Source organism: Bacillus sp. AFS002410 (assembly GCF_002556365.1).
Taxonomy (GTDB): Bacteria; Bacillota; Bacilli; order Bacillales; family Bacillaceae_G; genus Gottfriedia.
The window spans coordinates 1-18,368 of the sequence record NZ_NUEU01000088.1 but is presented as its reverse complement, the minus strand read 5'-3'; the positions used below and the strand labels follow the sequence as shown (position 1 = coordinate 18,368).

General features: G+C 32.0%; 19 protein-coding genes. 16 read left to right on the top strand and 3 right to left on the bottom strand.

Going from position 1 to position 18,368, the window contains the following annotated elements; genetic code table 11:
• Positions 1-13: 13 nt before the first annotated feature.
• From CN692_RS22200 to cbpA, 3 genes are all read left to right on the top strand, one after another.
• A complete protein-coding gene (locus CN692_RS22200) occupies positions 14-649 on the top strand; it encodes a PspA/IM30 family protein (protein WP_179874518.1) in 636 nt (211 codons plus the stop codon).
• 651 nt (positions 650-1,300) lie between these two features.
• Entirely contained in the window at positions 1,301-1,852 is a 552-nt protein-coding gene (locus CN692_RS22195) for an NADPH-dependent FMN reductase (RefSeq protein ID WP_098121307.1), read from the top strand.
• Between the two features lie 794 nt (positions 1,853-2,646).
• Positions 2,647-3,294: a cyclic di-AMP binding protein CbpA gene (cbpA, locus tag CN692_RS22190; RefSeq protein WP_098121306.1), complete on the top strand. Its 648-nt coding sequence runs from the start codon at positions 2,647-2,649 to the stop codon at positions 3,292-3,294.
• A 163-nt stretch (positions 3,295-3,457) separates the two neighbouring features.
• Here cbpA and CN692_RS22185 read toward each other — a convergent pair whose 3' ends face one another.
• Together CN692_RS22185 and proC are read right to left on the bottom strand one after the other, a co-directional pair.
• Positions 3,458-3,718 carry a hypothetical protein gene (locus CN692_RS22185; protein WP_098121305.1) on the bottom strand — a complete coding sequence of 87 codons (261 nt, stop codon included), beginning with the start codon at positions 3,716-3,718 and terminating at the stop codon, positions 3,458-3,460.
• 79 nt (positions 3,719-3,797) lie between these two features.
• Complete coding sequence (proC, locus tag CN692_RS22180) at positions 3,798-4,637, bottom strand: pyrroline-5-carboxylate reductase (protein WP_098121304.1); 840 nt, start codon at positions 4,635-4,637, stop codon at positions 3,798-3,800.
• Positions 4,638-4,875: 238 nt separating this feature from the next.
• Between proC and CN692_RS22175 the strand changes: the two genes are divergently transcribed.
• The 12 genes from CN692_RS22175 (at position 4,876) to CN692_RS22120 (ending at position 16,498) form a co-directional block, all read left to right on the top strand.
• Positions 4,876-5,856, top strand: coding sequence for an MBL fold metallo-hydrolase (locus tag CN692_RS22175; RefSeq protein WP_098121303.1), 981 nt, complete (start codon positions 4,876-4,878; stop codon positions 5,854-5,856).
• A 15-nt stretch (positions 5,857-5,871) separates the two neighbouring features.
• Complete coding sequence (locus CN692_RS22170; protein WP_098121302.1) at positions 5,872-6,660, top strand: SDR family NAD(P)-dependent oxidoreductase; 789 nt, start codon at positions 5,872-5,874, stop codon at positions 6,658-6,660.
• 644 nt (positions 6,661-7,304) lie between these two features.
• The gene (locus CN692_RS22165) at positions 7,305-8,138 is read left to right on the top strand and encodes a DUF4037 domain-containing protein (RefSeq protein WP_098121301.1); all 834 of its coding nucleotides are present in this window, start codon (positions 7,305-7,307) and stop codon (positions 8,136-8,138) included.
• 313 nt (positions 8,139-8,451) lie between these two features.
• Positions 8,452-9,030 carry a dihydrofolate reductase family protein gene (locus CN692_RS22160; RefSeq protein ID WP_098121300.1) on the top strand — a complete coding sequence of 193 codons (579 nt, stop codon included), beginning with the start codon at positions 8,452-8,454 and terminating at the stop codon, positions 9,028-9,030.
• Between the two features lie 380 nt (positions 9,031-9,410).
• A complete protein-coding gene (locus CN692_RS22155) occupies positions 9,411-10,073 on the top strand; it encodes a DUF4085 family protein (RefSeq protein WP_179874517.1) in 663 nt (220 codons plus the stop codon).
• A gap of 99 nt (positions 10,074-10,172) precedes the next feature.
• Positions 10,173-10,523: a hypothetical protein gene (locus CN692_RS22150; protein ID WP_098121298.1), complete on the top strand. Its 351-nt coding sequence runs from the start codon at positions 10,173-10,175 to the stop codon at positions 10,521-10,523.
• Between the two features lie 175 nt (positions 10,524-10,698).
• On the top strand, positions 10,699-11,139 hold the full coding sequence (locus tag CN692_RS22145; protein WP_098121297.1) for a YybH family protein: 441 nt from the start codon (positions 10,699-10,701) through the stop codon (positions 11,137-11,139).
• 253 nt (positions 11,140-11,392) lie between these two features.
• The gene (locus tag CN692_RS22140) at positions 11,393-12,721 is read left to right on the top strand and encodes an aspartate aminotransferase family protein (RefSeq protein WP_098121296.1); all 1,329 of its coding nucleotides are present in this window, start codon (positions 11,393-11,395) and stop codon (positions 12,719-12,721) included.
• A gap of 65 nt (positions 12,722-12,786) precedes the next feature.
• Positions 12,787-13,416, top strand: a complete 630-nt coding sequence (locus tag CN692_RS22135; RefSeq protein WP_257144098.1) for a CoA transferase subunit A — start codon at positions 12,787-12,789, stop codon at positions 13,414-13,416.
• Positions 13,417-13,427: 11 nt separating this feature from the next.
• Positions 13,428-14,075, top strand: a complete 648-nt coding sequence (locus CN692_RS22130; RefSeq protein ID WP_216854231.1) for a 3-oxoacid CoA-transferase subunit B — start codon at positions 13,428-13,430, stop codon at positions 14,073-14,075.
• Positions 14,076-14,081: 6 nt separating this feature from the next.
• Positions 14,082-15,350 carry a peptidase gene (locus CN692_RS22125; RefSeq protein WP_098121293.1) on the top strand — a complete coding sequence of 423 codons (1,269 nt, stop codon included), beginning with the start codon at positions 14,082-14,084 and terminating at the stop codon, positions 15,348-15,350.
• A gap of 653 nt (positions 15,351-16,003) precedes the next feature.
• Positions 16,004-16,498 carry a HugZ family pyridoxamine 5'-phosphate oxidase gene (locus tag CN692_RS22120; protein ID WP_098121292.1) on the top strand — a complete coding sequence of 165 codons (495 nt, stop codon included), beginning with the start codon at positions 16,004-16,006 and terminating at the stop codon, positions 16,496-16,498.
• Positions 16,499-16,625: 127 nt separating this feature from the next.
• Here the strand turns inward: CN692_RS22120 and CN692_RS22115 are convergent, their stop codons facing one another.
• Entirely contained in the window at positions 16,626-16,901 is a 276-nt protein-coding gene (locus CN692_RS22115; protein ID WP_098121291.1) for a hypothetical protein, read from the bottom strand.
• Positions 16,902-17,173: 272 nt separating this feature from the next.
• On the opposite strand from CN692_RS22115, the gene CN692_RS22110 reads away from it, so the two are divergent.
• Positions 17,174-17,959 carry a polysaccharide deacetylase family protein gene (locus CN692_RS22110; protein ID WP_098121290.1) on the top strand — a complete coding sequence of 262 codons (786 nt, stop codon included), beginning with the start codon at positions 17,174-17,176 and terminating at the stop codon, positions 17,957-17,959.
• Positions 17,960-18,368 lie beyond the last annotated feature (409 nt).

Genomic DNA, 18,368 nt, shown 5'->3' with positions numbered 1-18,368 from the left:
GGAGCGTATGAAAATGAAAAACTTATTTACTAGAATTAAAGATCAAATCTCAGCAGATTTACATGGTTTATTAGATGAAAAGGAACAACAAAATCCAATTTCTCAATTAAATTACTTCATCAAACAATCAGAAAATGAGTTAGGCAAAGTAAGAGGATTGATTGATAAACATTATTCACTACGTACAAAATTCCAAGTTGAGCGTGAAGGATCACTACAAATGGTCCTAAAGCGAGAAGAGCAACTTAAGGTAGCAACTGATGCCAGTGCAGAAGATTTAATTAAACGTGCAAGTGAAGATTTAACTTTTTACAAAGAACAAGCTGAAAAGTTTGCAGTTTTAATTACTAAAACAGAAGAAGAAATTAGCTTTATGCATGAGCAGCTTAATCAAATCGAAAAAAAATTAAAAGAGCTTCATACGAAAAAATATGATTTAATGTCTCGTCAAAACATGGCTCACGCTACAAAAAAGATTAATGAAACACAACATTTACTTAATAGTAAAATGCCGTCAATTGATTTCAACTATTTTGAAAAACAAATTCGCGATTTAGAATTAAGAGTCCGTTCAGAATTTGATTTACAATCATTTGATTATAAAATTGATCAATTAAAAAAAGATGTAAAAGTTAAATTAAGCAAATAGTTTAAAGAAGAAGAGAAGATAATCACTTCTTTAGAGTGTAGAGAATCCATTAAAAATTTCTCTACACTTTTTTATTTGTTTAAATGAAAAAATAGTCTTAGTTTAGATAACAGAACATTAAATGATTGTGATCTAAATAGATAAATTTGTAATATCGTATTTAAATTTACACATGCGAAACAACCCAATTACCATAAATTGGGTTGTTTTTTTTGACATGAAATATAACCTAATGTTAGGATGTAGGAGTCCCAATATTGAGAATATTGTAATAATACTCAATTTAAATGGAGAGAAATATAAATGATTCTTTAAATAGAAACACTAAAATAACCTTGGCTGATGCAAAAACAAATTAAACTAAATTTCGTGTTTGGATGAAGGCTTCCAGAGCTGTTGTTGTAGAAATAGGTCTTTAAGAAAGACAAACAAACTCAAATAATACAAGAGCTTCTAATGTTGTACTGCCCGAAGAAGGGATAGCTTTATTAGACGAGATTTTTCCCAAACACGTTGCAACCATTTCTCAAAATTTATTATTTTTCTCGAATGATGATAATGAACAGCGAAGTAATTTATTTAAGAGAATTGGAATAGGTGCACAAAATTTGGAAAAATATATATTAGTAAGCTAAATAGGAGGAAAAAACAATGGCAAATGAAAAATTAAAAGTAGGTATTATTTTAGGTAGTACAAGACAGGGACGAGTTAGCCCACAAGTGGGAGAATGGCTTAAAGGATTAGCTGACAAACGTGAAGATGCAAACTATGAAATTGTAGATATAGCTGATTATCAATTACCTTTTTTAGGAACAACTGATGGGACTGAACCAGGAATTGCAGCTTGGAACGAAAAACTTAACAGCTTAGATGGATTCGTATTTATCGTTCAGGAATACAATCACAGTATTACAGGGGCATTAAAAAATGCACTTGATTTCGCTCGAGATGCCTGGAATAACAAAGCAGCAGGTATAGTTAGTTACGGTTCAACAGGCGGTGCCCGTGCAGCTGAACATTTAAGAGGAATATTAGGCGAGCTAATGATCGCAGACGTTCGTACTCACCCAACACTGTCATTATTTACCGATTTTGAAAACTATACTACTTTCAAACCAGCTGAATTACACCTTAATAATGTAAATGCAATGCTTGACCAAGTTATTGCTTGGAGTGGCGCATTAAAAACTTTGAGAAAATAATTATTATTGTTAAGAATATCAGTCGCTAAAAAAGCGTCTGATATTCTTTTTTTATTAGTGAATATAGTGAACGCCGTATGAGTTAAGAAATTTCGTAATTGCACTCTATTTTTAACTCATGACCACGTTATGAGTTAAGAAATTACATAATAGCACTCTATTTTTAACTCATGACCCTCGTATGAGTTAAGAAATTTCATAAACCCACTCTATTTTTAACTCATGACCCCGTTATGAGTTAAGAAATTTCATAAATGCACTCTATTTTTAACTCATGACCCCTTTATGAGTTAAGAAATTTCAAAATGCCCTCTATTCTTAACCCATGAACCCCTTCAAAGATCACCTATATAAAACTACAGCTATTTTTTAGGAATAAATTTCTCATTTAGAAATATTAATAAAATGTTGTCTTTGTATTGTTTAGTATAATTATTTGAAAATTAAGAATTAAATGTAAAAACAAAAAAGGGACATTTTGAGAAAGGGCGAATTTATTTATGAAAGGCTTCGAGATTGTTCAAAAGAGTTCTGTTAAAATAGTTCGAAATATAGTTTAAGGTACATCCGCAAAGTTTCCTGCAAATATACTAAACATCTTGATCTACAGCGGGGAAAGAATAAGGAGGCTTAAAATTGAAGAAAGGTGGGAAGTGAGCTGATTATATCATAACTACTTTCGATAACAGCGCTTAAATCTACAACTTGATGAAGCTTTTATATGTGTAAATGTATTTTTAATTGAGAAAAATTAGGAATGATTCGTAAAATAAATATTGAAAGTAGGGTTTTGATTGAGAATTAAAAGTAATATCGTAAAAAAACATGATGTAGTACATTGTATGGTTTCTACTGAAGCTCAGTTTGCGTGGGATTTATTAAAGAAAACGAAGTACCGATGCATTCCAGTTTTAAGTGAAAATGATAAAGAGTATGTAGGAAATTTATATCGAGTAGATTTAGCGGAGTATTTAGTAGATAATGATTCTTTACAAGGGAAAACGGTAAATGATTTCGTACGTAAAGAATGCCCACCGATTCAAGAGGATGCGCCATTTTTTAAAGTGTTTTTTACGATTAAACGTTTTCCATATTTAGCAGTAGTAAATGATTTAAATGAATTTGTTGGGATTTTAACACATAAAACAGTTTTTGAGTTATTAGAAGAAGCTTGGGGACTGAAGGATGGCGGTTACTCACTAACAGTAAGTACGATGGAGCACGAGGGTGCATTAGCAACCTTAGCTAAACTAGTAAATAAATATTCGAATTTGAAAAGCTGTATTACACTAGACAGTGATTCGGTTTATAGAAGAATTTTAATTACACTGCCACCAACAATTAGTGAAGATGATTATAAAAAGTTGAAAAAAGATATCATTAAAAAAGAGTTTCATATTATGCATGAAGAAGTTGCAACAAATCATGCTATTCAAAAATAATAGTTAGTGAGCAAGGGGATTTGTAGATCCTCTTGCTCTTTTTAACTTGGCAACGGTGTAGAAAAATCGATGTAGTTTCAAATTACTTCTTTCTTCTCCTAAAGGCTCGTCAGTCTATGAGTTTTACTACAAGAATATTGGTCGGCATTAAAGTAGGATTTATTTATTTCCCCTTAATTCTGCCTTTATGTATGACATGATTAACTTCTTTATTTTTCTTCAATGAATCAATCTTTGATAGTAGGAGAGTTGATACTTTTTGAGGATAACTAAGTGGTTTATCTTTTGCTTCAACCATTGAATTGCCAACAACATAACTGATTGTTAGAAAGCCAATTAGTAAAATTAAAGTAACGATTAAAGCGAAAGTGATGAGAATACGCTTTATACTTGCTCGCAATACTTTACTGTTTGTTATTTTCATCTTAAAAACTCTCCCCCTTAGGACAACACAGTTACCTGTATCATTTTATTACCTAAGGAGGAGAGTCATGACAAGCATATTAAACTTTATTAATTTTTTCATATTCCTCTTGAATTTCACGTGATCGAACAGTTGCCTCAATAAAGCAATTTAAAAATGAATTAGCAACTTCACGGTCTTCAAGAACAGATACTCCTGCTTGAGTTGTTCCATTTGGGCTCGTAACTTTCTTTCTCAACGTTAATGGCGATTTATTCGTTTCTTGAAGCATTGTAATAGATCCCATTAGAGTTTGTTGAATGAATGGTTTAGCAATATCCCGATGGATACCTAGTGCCATCGCAGCACGTTCAAATTGTTCAATGACATAATAAATATAAGCTGGCCCACTACCAAATAATCCAGTCATTGCATGTAATTCGTCTTCCTCTACTTTAGCTACAATACCAACTCGTTCAAATAATCTTTTTGCTGTTTGCACTTTTTCAAATGGAACTTCATCTGGGTATGCAAGAGCAGTTGCGGATTTTCGAACAAGTGAGGATGTAGTCGGCATTGCTCGAATAATATTCATATTATCATTTCCTAATAGCTGTTTGAGTGTACTGATTGAAACACCTGCTACTAATGAAATGATTAGTTGCTTTTCATTTAAAAGATTTTTACATTGTTCAAGCGCGACTCCAACATCTTTAGGCTTCATCGCTAAAAAAACTACACTAGAACCAGAGATGGCAAGCTGACGGTTAGTAGTAGCTAATACACCATATTTAGTATGTAATGTATCTAAACGATCAAGATCCTCTTTATTTGTAATAGCAATTTGATCATTTTCAATATAACCACTATCAATTAATCCTGCTATTAATGCTTCTGCAATACTACCTGCACCTATAAACGCAACTTTTCCTAGAAACATTACACTCACCTCACCCTTATTGTAATAGATAATTATATTAGAGAAACATATGCTATATTCCTTGTTGACATTGTGCTTTTATTTAATTTAATAAATTTTTTTTGGCTTTAACTGGAGGTAAGTCATTTTTTTAGTAATATTAGACTGTGCTTTGAAAAATTTAAAGCAACTTAGTTTGTATTTTTGAAAATGTATATTAGAATTAACTGTAAGAAGATTCAGATAAGGAGGAATAAGGATGATCCCTGAAAATAAGATTCACCAAATTACACTCCCGGTTCCGTATGCTATGAATACAGTAAATGTATTTTTAGTTGAAGGAGATTTATTGACTTTAATTGATACGGGAACAAATACGCCTGATACATTAGATGCACTGAAGAGTGAATTAGATAAAATTGGTTATAAATTAGAAGATATTGAACAAGTAATTTTAACGCATCATCATCCAGATCATGCAGGATTATTAGAGGAGTTTAATGAGGATATAAAAATTTTAGGACATGAGAGAAATATTCCGTATTTGACTCAGGATGAATCGTTTTTAAACTACTACAATGAGTATTTTATTGAAAATGCAAAACTTTACGGAGTACCGAATGAGTTTGTACAAAAAATGCCACGCACGACCGAGAAGATGCCGTATACAAGTAAGCGTTCATTAACTCATATTATAGATGAAGGCGATCGAATTGAAAGTATTTTTAATTTAAAGGTGTTGTACACACCAGGTCATGCAACTTCTCATATTTCTTTAATTAGTGAAGATGATGGTATTGCTTTTGGTGGAGATTTGTTATTAGATAAGGTTTCATCTAACCCAATTATTGAGCCTCCTTTAAATGGTGAAACAGAACGTGTAAAGCCATTACTTCAATATAATCATTCTTTAAAAAGAATAGCAGAACTTCCAATCACAAAATTATATACTGGACATGGTGACCCAGTTACAGATATTAAAAGTTTAGTAAAAAGTAGATTAGAAAAACAGAAGGCTAGAGCTGAAAAGGTATATGAAATGATTAAACAGCAACCACTTACAGCCTATGAAGTTTGCCAAATGTTATTTCCAAAGGTTTATTTAAAACAACTTTCACTTACTCTATCAGAAACAATCGGTCAATTAGACTACCTGGAAAACTTAGGTTTTATTAGTTTAAATGAACGAAATGATGGTATACTTGAGTATAAAACGAATGAGCATTCAGTCAGTCAATAGTAGAGGTGGAAATTTTTGAGGTTAAGTAACCAAACAGTAGTTATAACAGGTGCTTCTAGTGGGCTTGGTAAAGATTTAGCTTTAGAGGCAGCAAAAAAAGACGCTAATATTGTCTTAATTGCTAGAAGAGAATCAGAGCTAAAAAACCTAAAGGAAAAAATTCAAGAAGAATTTCCTGTTAAATGTCATTATTTTGTAGTGGACGTGACAGATGAAACAGCGGTATATGATGCATTTCAACAAATTGAAGAACAATTTGATGGAATTGATGTTTTAATAAATAATGCAGGATATGGTCTATTCCAAACAGTTGAGCAAATGTCAGTTCAAGAGATGAAACAAATGTTTGACGTAAATGTATTTGGCGTTATGACTTGTTCAAAGCTTGCACTTACATCTATGAAGTTGAAAGGTAAGGGACATATCATAAATATCGCTTCTTTAGCAGGGAAGATTGCGACATCTAAAGCTGCAGCATACGCAGGATCTAAACATGCAGTACTTGGATTCAGCAATGCTTTAAGACAAGAAGTTGAAAAGGACGGAATTATTATAACAAATGTAAATCCAGGACCGATGGATACACCGTTTTTTGATATTGCAGATGAGACAGGATCATATGCTAAATCTGTTCGTAAAATGATGCTTGAGCCAGAAAAAGTTGCGTCTAAAGTTATTTCGTTAATCGGAAAAAATATTCATGAAATTGATTTACCTTCTTGGATGGGATTTGGTACAAAACTTTATTCTTTATTCCCAAGAGTGAGCTATTATTTTATGATGAAGTTCGCTAATAAAAAGTGATGTAATCGATTCAATATGAAATTAAGAAAATAGGATAAATAACATAATGAGTAGGTCCTAAAACTTAGAGGGACCTCTCTTTTTTTTTGTTTGCTTTGTGAGATTGAAAAAAAGAGCTTCAAATTAGAAAAAACATAAAATTGGTCAAACTGGAATTAAAACTGATTAAAAGTTATTCAAGTGTTCTATGATGTACTTTGGAGTGTCTATGCACCATTTGTAGACAGTGAACCACATGAACCAGTTGAAGCCATAATTGTATTCGATGAAAATTATTATAATTAATTTTTAGGCAACAAACACATCCTTTAGTATAAGGACTATCGAAACGCTATTGTTTCGGAAAAGGATTTATCGTTATTATTTATGTAATACATAGGGTTTTTTGTAAAATATTACCAATGACAAATTAGGACAACGGACCCATTCATTCAAACAGACAGGCCATAAGATATAGTGGTGGTAGTGCCTGGTAAACACTATTCCATACACTTCTTGTATAAAAAAAGGATTTTCAATGAAGATCCTTTTTTTTATTGTTTTTCAAGTAAATGGCATATCAGTAGAACAAGGGAAATAATAACTTTCGCCGAATACTAGTAAAAGTGCCGTTTTAAAAAGTTTTTTTGAATTGGAGAGAGAAAGTGAATTTAAAAACTTTAGCAACAGATATTTCAATTATTTATAAGAAAAATCCAAAGGTTGAAGCTGTCTTACTTGCTGGCTCAGTTTCACGAAATTGGGAAGACGAATTTTCTGATATTGAACTTTTAATATTTTGGAAAGAAGAACCGACTGATGAAGATAGGAAAACTCCTATTCAAATACTAAACGGAAATATTATTGATTTTCATGTTTTTGAAGAGGAAGAGTGGGCTGAAACTTATATAACCAAGAATGTGAAACTTGAGATTAGCAGTTTTCTAACAAAAACGATTGAAAGAGTCATCGACGAAGTTATATTAAACTTTGAGACAAGCTTTGATTTGCAATGTCTTATAGCATCTGTCTATTATGGTGTACCTTTATATGGGGAACTTTTGATTACAAAACTTAAAGAGAGAGTTAGTGAGTATCCAAAGGAATTAAGTGAGGCAATGATATTAGAACACATTGATTTTGGTAATCGATGGAATAATCGAGAAACATTGCTTAGCCGGAAAGACTGGTTGATGTTTTATAAAGTAGTTGTCTCAGTTCAGACTAGTATAATGGCTTTGTTATTTGGACTTAATCGTCAATATGTCATACACCCTGGGTTCAAATGGCAAAAAAACTCTTTAGATACAATGACGAATAAACCAGAAAATGTATTAGAACGACTTGAACTTATTTTCACTAGAAAGCCAGAAGATGGATTAAAAGAATTAGAATTAATAATTCAAGAAATTTATCAATTAATTCAAGATGAGTATCCTAATATAGATTTATCAACTTATATTAACAAATCCACGTTTTTACGACCAAAACGTATTTAATTTATTTATTTGTTCAAGAGCTTTTAAATACAGTTATTATACATATATTACTAAACGCATTGCGCAAATTGAAGAACATGATCGACATTTTTGTCGATGTTTTTAAACTAACTGGCAGTATTGATCAATTTAGAAATGGGGAAAATATTAAAGGTTTGACGTTAAAAGCTAGACAAAACAAGTTTTTTTTAAAAAGTGAAGAATTTAGGGAAAGATTTAAGAAGAAAAATTTCTTATCAACTATAAAAAACAGTAATTCCTTGTTTATATAAATAGAAGAAAACACCACTAACTTAGTAAATAGGAGGATTTTATGAGAAATGTTATTTTATTTTTACATTCTTCTTTAGATGGATTTGTAGAAGGACCAAACGGTGCAATGGATATTGGATTTGTTGCTTATAATGAAGAATTAGAAAAGCATGCTAGAGAAATTTTAAGTACTGTAGACACAGTGTTTTGGGGTAAAGGGACATATCAGATGATGATGAATTATTGGACTTCAGTACCTTCTAACCCTGAATCAACAGAATATGAACTTGAACATGCTAAATGGATAGAAGAGACATCAAAGGTTGTTTTTTCTACGACACTTGAACAAGCTGATTGGAAGAATTCAAGATTAGTAAAAGAAAATATTGAAGAAGAAATTAAAAACATAAAAAAGCAGTCAGGTAATGATATCATTATTTTAGGTAGCCCAAGGTTTGCACATAGTCTTATGGAACTTGATTTAATTGATGTAATTAAAATTACTATTTCACCAGTTATTATAGGAAGCGGTCTACCTTTATTTAAGGGCTTAGGATCTAAACGCAACCTCTCTCTTGTAGAAAACAAAACATTTAATTCTGGTGTAATTGGCCTTACATATAATATTGTAAAATCATAACTAAGAAATCATGTATCTATCTAGCTAACGCATGAAAAAATCGGCTGAAAAGCCGATTTTTTTTATGGAACTATATGGAAGTATTGCTGATTAATAAGGATTGTCTGAAATTTTACTTTAAATTAGGACGAATTTCCCTTAGTTAGGAATATTTAGGTATAATTGTCTTGATCGTATTTATAACTCTGGTGGGGGTAAAAAGTGACGAATTCGATTTTAATAAACACTTTTATCACGGTTAATTGTTTTTTGATTTTCTCCTTACAACCTGTCCACTTTTCTTAGAAATTAGGACTGATTGGTATTTTTGTTATGGATGCAATAGTTTAATATAATACTAAGTTCAAATGAGACTTGCCAAAGAAATGGAGATTAAAGAAATGAAGTATTATTCAAAAGACTGGTACAAAGAAATGCAATTATATAGTTTCTTGAACTTTCCAGATACAAAGGAAGAATGGGATGAAACGATTAAGTATTTTGAATCGAATGGAAAAGATTATATTAAAAATCTTAAAAAAGACTTAGAATTTTTTAAAAATGATTTGCTAAAATTTCTTCCTGAATCGTTCCATTCATATATTAATGATGGAACATTGAATACAGCGTATCCATCAGAAAAACTTAGAAATATGATTAATAATTGGAAAGATGAATACGACCAGCAAATGGAGGATCTGAATAAAGAGTATCGATCAAAATATAACGCGAGTAAAGATTTACTTCCATTAAGCATTGTAAAATTAAATGAGATTTCATTACATGATTCAAATGTAAAATCAATTGAAAATCTTTCAATCGATACATTTGTTATAAATTTAGATTGTGCAGGCGGATTTAATGATTTTACTGAAATCAAACTCACTTTTAAGGGAGTTAAAGAAATAAGTATGCCTGAGGATATTAAAGGTGGTTTTTGGCTTTACGATGAGGTTTATCCAGCAAAGTCAGGTTATGAACTTCATGTCCTATTCGACATTCCATTTATAGAATTTAAGATTGTAGCTGAAGATATAATAGTCGAAGGTAAGAGTGATAACTAATATTTAACTAATAGGTTTAGTGCTAATGTTAAGCGGGACCTGGGAAGCCGAAAGTATTGTCTAATTAGTGCCACTACTGTTGAAGGGGGCTATATTTTTTTGAAAGAATATCAATTAGAACTATTCCGTGCTTTGAAAAATATTAAAGATTTAGAAGTCGACTTATCTGATTCATATCTTAATAATCCTAGGAACAGTTCATTAAACAAAGAGTATAAGTTACTAAAACAAAAGTTAATCACTGATGAAGAGATTTCAGCATTTAAGAAAGTGCAAAATGAAACCATAGAATGTGTTATTTATAGAATACTGGAAATGATCGATGGATATGGTGATTTGTCTTATGATGTTGAATTAATCAATAAGAATAATAATGAATCTGTAAGAGGAAATATCGAATTACATGATCAATTTATTAATTATATTTACGATCGAGAAAATGAAAAATGAATATACCTTATGAAACGAACGCAATGCTTTAGTATAGTAACACAGATCGAACGAATGATTTGATTCTACTTTACAAAGTGTCATTTTTACTTGAAGAAGGAAAAACTGATTTAATATAGAATGTATTTGATGGTTCATACTACTATTTCTGAAATTGGTAAAGGGGATACATTAAATGACAGAGGGTTTTTACAAAGTTCAAGATGTACTTGAGAACTACAAAACAGCAGTATATGAAAAAGATGTGGAAAAATTTCTATCCTTGTACGCTCCTGAATTACATATTTATGATGCTTGGGAGAACTGGGAGTGCAAGAGTATTTCTTCTTGGAGGGAAAATGTAGTAGGTTGGTTTAATGGATTGAGTGAGGATGGCGTTTTACTTAATGTTGAATTTAATGATCTAGTAATTGAAGAAAATTCAAATCTTGCATTTGTTCATTGTGCTGTAACTTTTGCTGCACATCAAGAGGAATCTGGTGAGAAGCTTCGTCAAATAACAAATCGGTTCACATACGGTTTAAAAAAAGTGAATGAAACTTGGGTCATAGTTCACGAACATTCATCATTACCTATAGAAATTGGAACTGGTAAGGGAATTTTTAACTTGAAGTAAACAATAAACTATTTTGATACGTGCCTCTAAAGGTTGTCTAATTTGACAATCTTTTTTTAGTTCAAAAATAAACAATTAAATTTAAAAAGGCTGCCTACAAGTCGGTAATCAGACTTATATGGCAGCCTCTTTTATATTTAACACAATAATATTTTACTAGTAGTTATACGTAATGTTATTTCAATAGTCTAACTTTATGAGCTTTCAACTATATATATATAAATGAGATATAAGTGAAAGATGGTGGGGTAGTATGACGAAAAGAGATTATTTAATAAAACCGCTTGTAGGTGAAAACTATCCAATAATTGATCGAGGAGAAACTATCTACTTATGGGACAAGCAAGGAAAGAAGTATATTGATGGTTCTTCTGGTGCTGTAGCGGCAAGTATTGGTCATGGCGTAAAGGAAATAGTTGATGAAATGGTAAAGCAGGCGAATAAAGTAGCGTTTGTTTACAGATCGCAGTTTACTAGTGAAGCTGCGGAATTATTAGCAGAAAAGATAGGTCAGCTCACCCCAGGGGATTTAAACTGGAGTTTTTTTGTTAATAGCGGTACAGAAGCAACTGAAACGGCTATGAAAATGGCCATTCAGCATTTTCAAGAAAAAGGAATTCACACAAAAACTAAAATTATTTCGAGAAGTATGAGCTACCATGGTATTACGATGGGAGCCTTATCTATGTCCGGGCATCCTTTAAGAAGGAAGCGTTTTACTAGCTTACTAGCGGATTATCCAATGGTAGAAGCGCCATATTGTAAAAGATGTCCATACGAATTAGAACCTGGAAAGTGTGGCTTACTATGTGCTACTTCACTTGAGCGTTCCATTCAAAAGTTAGGATCTGAAAATGTAGCTGCTTTTATCGCCGAACCGATCGTTGGTGCAGCAGGTGCTGCGTTAACCCCTCCGAAAGGATACTATGAAAAAATTAAAGAAATTTGTGAAAAACATGATGTACTATTTATTGCAGACGAAGTGATGACAGGAATTGGAAGGACCGGAGAAATGTTTGGAATTAATCATTGGGATTGTGTGCCCGATTTATTAGTTCTTGGAAAAGGATTGGCAGCCGGATATACACCGATTGCAGTTGCTATTGCAAGTGACCGTGTCATGCAACCAATATTAGAAGGAAGTCGTCTAGTTATGAGCGGACACACATTTAGTGCAAATCCACTTTCGGCAAATATAGCTTTAGCCGTTTTAAATTATGTTGAGAAAAATCGATTAGCACAAAATTCTAAAGTACAAGGTGAAAAAATAAAATTAAAACTAAAAGAGTGGCAGAAAATTTATCCTTTTTTGTTTGATATTCGAGGAGAAGGTTTACTGATTGGTATTGAAATAAATGAAGAATTTTTTAACTGTAAAAGTGTAACAAATCGTGTTATTGAGATTGCGAAAGATAAAGGATTATTGTTATACCCTTCTGTAAGTGGTCCATATGGAAGATCTGAAAATAGTTTCTTGCTTTCTCCACCTTTAGTCATAACTGATGCACAAGTTGATGAATTGCTAACTTTATTGATGGATGTATTTATTGAGCTAAATAAAGAGGCGAAGGGGACAAAATAATGGCAATTAATACTTTCAGAAAAATCATAAGTATTGAGGAAGCCTTACAATATTTTAAAGATGAGATGGTTTTAATGTTTGGTGGGTTTGGCGGTATTGGTAACCCACCTACATTAATAAAAGGCATTCTAGAAAAGGGGTTTAAAAATCTTACTTTAATAGGTAATGATACCGGGTTTCCTGATGTTGGGATCGGACAGTTAGTGACAGCTAAACGAGTAAAAAAAATGATTACAACTCATATCGGATCAAATCCAAATGCCGGAAAGCAAATGACTGATGGTACATTAGACATCGAATTTAGTCCTCAAGGCACTTTTATTGAACGCATTCGGGCGGGTGGTGTTGGATTAGGCGGTGTATTAGTAGATATAGGGATTGATAGTGTCATTGATGTAGATAAACAGAGAGTGAATGTATTTGGAAAGGAATATTTAGTTGAAACACCTCTTATTTCTGATGTCTCAATTGTCTATGCAAAAAAGGCTGACCCATTTGGAAATTTGGTATTTGATAAAAGCGCTCGAAATACAAATCCATATGTAGCGATGGCTGGAAAAATAACAATTGCAGAAGTTGAGGAAATTGTACCTTTAGGGACATTAGAACCTGAGGAGATTATTGTACCAGGGGCATTTGTAAATCACATCGTTCAATCGGAAGGAGTGAATTGGAAGTGGGTTTGGGAAAAATAAATCCTCGTGAAATGATGGCAAAACGAGCAGCTAAAGAGGTAAAGAATGGTATGATTGTCAATCTTGGGATTGGAATTCCTTCACTGATCCCAAATTACTTATCTGATGATTGCAATGTTATGTTTCATGCAGAAAATGGTGTATTAGGGTTAGGGCCTACTCCACAAAAAGGTGAAGAAGATGAGAATTTGTGTAATGCAGCAGGATTACCAGTTACATTAATTCCAGGCTCCAGTTATTTTGATAGTAGTATTGCTTTTGCCATTATTCGAAAAGGTTTATTAGATTTAACAGTACTTGGTGCACTAGAAGTTAGTAAAAATGGTGATTTAGCAAACTGGATTGTTCCTGGAAAAAGAGTACCTGGAATTGGTGGAGCAATGGATTTAGCCCAAAAATCAAAAAAAGTAATCGTCTTAATGAATCATACAAATAAAAATGGTGACCCGAAAATAGTTTCAGAATGTACACTTCCTCTTACATCGCCAAAATGCGTTGATTTAATCATTACAGAAATGGCTGTAATTGAAATTAAGAAAGAAAGCGGAGAGCTTTGGTTAAATGAAGTTATGTCTCCATATTTAGTCAGCGATGTAATTGAGAAAACCGGTGCCCCACTTTTTGTGAATCCAAATGTCATTGTTCACCGTTGGGAGTGATTAAAATTGGATTTAAAAACAAAAATTAATGAATATATTACTAAAAATAGGAGCAAGGCAATTGAGTTACTTCAAGATCTTGTTCGTGAAAAAAGTGTATCAGGAAACGAAGCGAGTGCCCAAACTATTGTCACAAATTATTTACAGAATCTCGGATTAGAAATTGATAAATGGGAGCCTTCGATTGATGAATTAAATAAATCATCGTATTTTATTTCGGAGAGAAGTTCATTCAAAAACAGTCCAAATATTGTAGCAACTTTAAAAGGAATAGGAAATGGTCGATCAATTATATTAAATGGACATATTGATGTTGTTCCAGAAGGAGAAATAAGTAGCTGGGATTGTCAGCCATATAGCGGTGTTATTGTGGGGAATCGATTATATGGTAGAGGGACGACTGATATGAAGGGTGGCAATGTAGCTGCACTTTTAGCAATTGAAGCAATCAAGAAATCAAAAATTCGCCTTAAAGGTGATGTTTATTTTCAAAGTGTAATAGAAGAAGAGAGTGGAGGGGCAGGAACATTAGCTGCTATATTACGTGGCTACGTTGCAGATGCTGTCCTGATTCCAGAACCGACTAAAACGAAAATATTTCCAAAACAGCAAGGCAGTATTTGGTTTCGTATAAATGTAAAAGGAAAAGTTGCACATGGTGGAACAAAATATGAAGGTGTTAGCGCGATTGAAAAAAGTATATTAGTTATAAACCATATTAATCAATTAGAAAAAGTACGCAACTTAAGATTACTAGATGACCCATTATACAAAAATGTGCCAATTCCCATTCCAATTAATATCGGAAAAATAAAAGGTGGAACTTGGCCTTCCTCCGTTTCAGATTTAGTTACACTTGAAGGAAGATTAGGAGTGTCACCAAACGAAAAAATAGAAGAAGCTAAACTTGAATTACAGAAATGGCTAAAAACATTATCTTTAATTGACGACTGGTTTACTGAGCATCCAGTTGAAGTTGAATTTTTTGGTGCAAGTTGGTTACCAGGTAGTATAGATCTACAACATCCATTTATGGAATCTCTGAAAAAATCTTTTCAGCAAGTATATAATAAAGAGCCCATCATTGAAGCATCCCCATGGGGAACGGACGGCGGATTATTTACACAAGTAAAACAAATTCCTACAATCGTATTTGGCCCAGGAGAAACAAAAGTTGCACACTACCCAAATGAGTACATCGACTTAGATGAAATGTTTCGTTGTGCGGAAGTAATTGCCAACACATTACTTGATTGGTGTGGTGTAGTTGAATAATGAACTATTTTATTAACACTATGTATAATGCAATAATTTGTCTAAATTATTTTCTTGGAAATAAAATTGGTTTTATTAAAAATATCGCCTATTAAACAAAAGTTGTTACGATATGAAAAGTAAAAGTAATGTAATTGAACCTTGGATAGGATTCTAAGGTTCTTTTATTTGGGCAAAAACTATGATCGTTTATCAAATGACAGAGATTAACACAATAAATGAAAGTTAATATGTTTTGACTTTTTAGTAGAATCAGGAGATTTTAGGATGAAAATACGAGATTGATTCCAAGTAGTTTTAACACTATTAGGAAGTATGAAAGCAATAAAAGTTATAAGAAACACGAGCAATAAGAGAGTGAACATTTTTATCACCTATTCCTAAGACGTTTATGTTACTGAAAGAATTTAACGAACGAAATTTTATTATTTATTATTATAACTTATCTAATAGTAGTTGTAACTTGGGGGAATATCGGCAGTTTTTATTAGAAAATTACTTGAAGACTCTATTTAAATAAAATTGAGTCATTGTTAATTGATTTCCGTAATTTTTATTCTAATTTAAATTTTCTAAAAATAGTATAGAAAATGAGAATGATAATTGTTATCATTAACTTTGTAACAACAATAACCATACTTAAGGAGATGCTTATGGAAAAACAATTAGAGCTTCAATTTGAAAACTTCGAGAAACTTCAGTCTCAATGTAAAACGCTGATGATCAGTTCAATGGATGATAAAGGTGAGCCACATGTCAGTTATTCGCCATTTATTATTCATGAGGGAGAATTCTATATTTTCATTAGCAAAATAGCAGCACATTTTCAATACTTAGAAAATAATAAGCATGTAAGTATTATGATCATTGCAGATGAGGCAACTTCACCAATTTTATTTGCTAGAGAGCGAATTCGTTATAAATGTACTCCTGAGTTGGTAGGGAATATGGACAAAGAACATATCTTCGAAAAATTCGTAGAGAATCACGGGGAACAGATGATAAAAGTTTTAAGAGGCATTGACTTGTCGTTATTTAAGCTTACACCAATAGAAGGACGCTATATTGCTGGATTCGGTCAGGCTTTTGATATTAAGCCAATTGAAGGAACTTTTATTCAAATAGATCCTTCGAAAATGAACCATTAATCGAATAGCCCGTTATGAACTTAAAGTAACGGGCTTTTGCATATGTTGATTTCTAGACAAAAGAAAAAGACCACATTTTTATGGTCTAATGTGCCGAGTTTAGTTGCATAAGTAGTTATTGCGTTTTTTAATTTTTAATCCAAGTTAGCATACGTAGGATCAGAAAAGGTTCAAACCAAGTAATCAATAAAAAAAGGATAAAAAACGACGATACTGCAAAAAATTTTGTGTTGCCTCTTTCTCTTTTGGAAATTGCTATAAAGCTACAAATCGCCCCAAATAATAACAATAAAAAACCAATTAAAGCAATAAGTTCGTTGAAGCCTGGAACCACATAAATTATTCCAAACAAAAACAATCCAATGATTAATAATATTAGTGAAATCGTACTGAAGTTTTTCATAGATTCACCTCTTTTACTAATAATAATTTTTTATGTTAGCTACTTAATATATTAACATATATTTCCATTTTATTGTGCAACTAATCTCGCATTTAGTAGAACAAGAAAATCAATAATCTACTTTAACAGAGAGCTAAAATAGTAGAAGATGTCTTTTGACTATGTTTAATTTAAAGAAATATCTACACATTAATGTTAAAAATACTTCAAATCATGATAGATAAAATGGAATTTGGAACACTAAGTAGTAAAAAGTAAAAGTGAGGAGTTTTATGAGAAAAATTTCTTTATTTTTTCTATGTCTATTTTTGTGCATTCAGTTGCCTGCAAAGACGAGTGCAGCAGGAAAAATTCCAATTTTAATTTATCATTCCATCGATGAATTTACAGGGCACGGGGTAAGTGCTTTGTTTGTCAAACCAGAGGATTTCGAAAAACAAATGATTTATTTACGTGATCATGGTTTTACATTATTAACATTTGAACAATGGGGAGAGCGTAATAATGTAAAGAAGCCAATATTTATAACGATAGATGATGGATATAAAAACAACTTAAATGTATTAAAAATTTTTCAGAAATTAAAATCTGATACGTTCCAACCTAGAGCAACTATATTTGCGATTTCTGATTATATTGGATATCCGGATCGTCTTTCTAGCACGGATTTAAAAAAGCTGTCAGATTCAGGGATGTTTTCAATTCAATCGCACACTGCAACACATCCTGATTTAAGAAAAATAACAGACTATAACCATGAGTTAAAAGATTCAAAAGATAAAATTCAAGCAATTACTGGTAAGTCAGTCATCGCTTTATCTTATCCTTATGGTAATTATAATGATAAAGTAATTGAAGAAACGAAAAAGTACTATAATTATGCAGTGGCAACCGAACCTAAATATTTTATGGAACAAGGTACAAAAAATGAAAACTACCGTTTACCTAGAATCTATATTAAGTATGATACTACTTTGGATGAATTTGCTAAACTTGTAGAAGGACAAGCTAAAGTGATCTTTAATTTTAGAGAAATTGAGCCTATTTATGAAAACTGAATGATATGTCTTAAGGGGCATATAGTACACTTTAATAATAGTTCTAATAATAGTGTTAAATGAGGCCGTCCTAAAAGTCAGCGTTACTGGCAAATAGGTGGCCTTTATTTAATTTCGAGATGTAATGTTGATCTCAATCTGTCTTGGAGCAAAGTGGGGGTATCTTAGCGGCGTTTTTCAATTACCGTTGATTTTATCATCTCCATTTGTATATATTTAGTGGATTTCTTCACCTTTTTAGTTGTTTTAGAAAGAGTTAGTGCAAAATTTTTTGATTTTCCATCTTTGTATATCTACTTTTGAACAATAATTCATGCTAGATACCCTAACCGGTATGGGTAATATCCTATCTAATATGGGATTCTAGGGAATTTAATTGCAGTTTCGTTGATTTTAATTGCAGTTTCAG

Excerpts from the sequence above, each read along its gene's own strand:
- CN692_RS22120 (WP_098121292.1), top strand. The coding sequence starts at position 16,004 with ATGGAAAAACAATTAGAGCTTCAATTTGAAAACTTCGAGAAACTTCAG.
- CN692_RS22195 (WP_098121307.1), top strand. The coding sequence starts at position 1,301 with ATGGCAAATGAAAAATTAAAAGTAGGTATTATTTTAGGTAGTACAAGA.
- proC (WP_098121304.1), bottom strand. The coding sequence starts at position 4,637 with ATGTTTCTAGGAAAAGTTGCGTTTATAGGTGCAGGTAGTATTGCAGAA.
- CN692_RS22200 (WP_179874518.1), top strand. The coding sequence starts at position 14 with ATGAAAAACTTATTTACTAGAATTAAAGATCAAATCTCAGCAGATTTA.
- CN692_RS22115 (WP_098121291.1), bottom strand. The coding sequence starts at position 16,901 with ATGAAAAACTTCAGTACGATTTCACTAATATTATTAATCATTGGATTG.
- CN692_RS22160 (WP_098121300.1), top strand. The coding sequence starts at position 8,452 with ATGAGAAATGTTATTTTATTTTTACATTCTTCTTTAGATGGATTTGTA.
- CN692_RS22140 (WP_098121296.1), top strand. The coding sequence starts at position 11,393 with ATGACGAAAAGAGATTATTTAATAAAACCGCTTGTAGGTGAAAACTAT.
- CN692_RS22110 (WP_098121290.1), top strand. The coding sequence starts at position 17,174 with ATGAGAAAAATTTCTTTATTTTTTCTATGTCTATTTTTGTGCATTCAG.
- CN692_RS22175 (WP_098121303.1), top strand. The coding sequence starts at position 4,876 with ATGATCCCTGAAAATAAGATTCACCAAATTACACTCCCGGTTCCGTAT.
- CN692_RS22155 (WP_179874517.1), top strand. The coding sequence starts at position 9,411 with ATGAAGTATTATTCAAAAGACTGGTACAAAGAAATGCAATTATATAGT.
- CN692_RS22130 (WP_216854231.1), top strand. The coding sequence starts at position 13,428 with ATGATGGCAAAACGAGCAGCTAAAGAGGTAAAGAATGGTATGATTGTC.
- CN692_RS22135 (WP_257144098.1), top strand. The coding sequence starts at position 12,787 with ATGGTTTTAATGTTTGGTGGGTTTGGCGGTATTGGTAACCCACCTACA.
- CN692_RS22185 (WP_098121305.1), bottom strand. The coding sequence starts at position 3,718 with ATGAAAATAACAAACAGTAAAGTATTGCGAGCAAGTATAAAGCGTATT.
- CN692_RS22145 (WP_098121297.1), top strand. The coding sequence starts at position 10,699 with ATGACAGAGGGTTTTTACAAAGTTCAAGATGTACTTGAGAACTACAAA.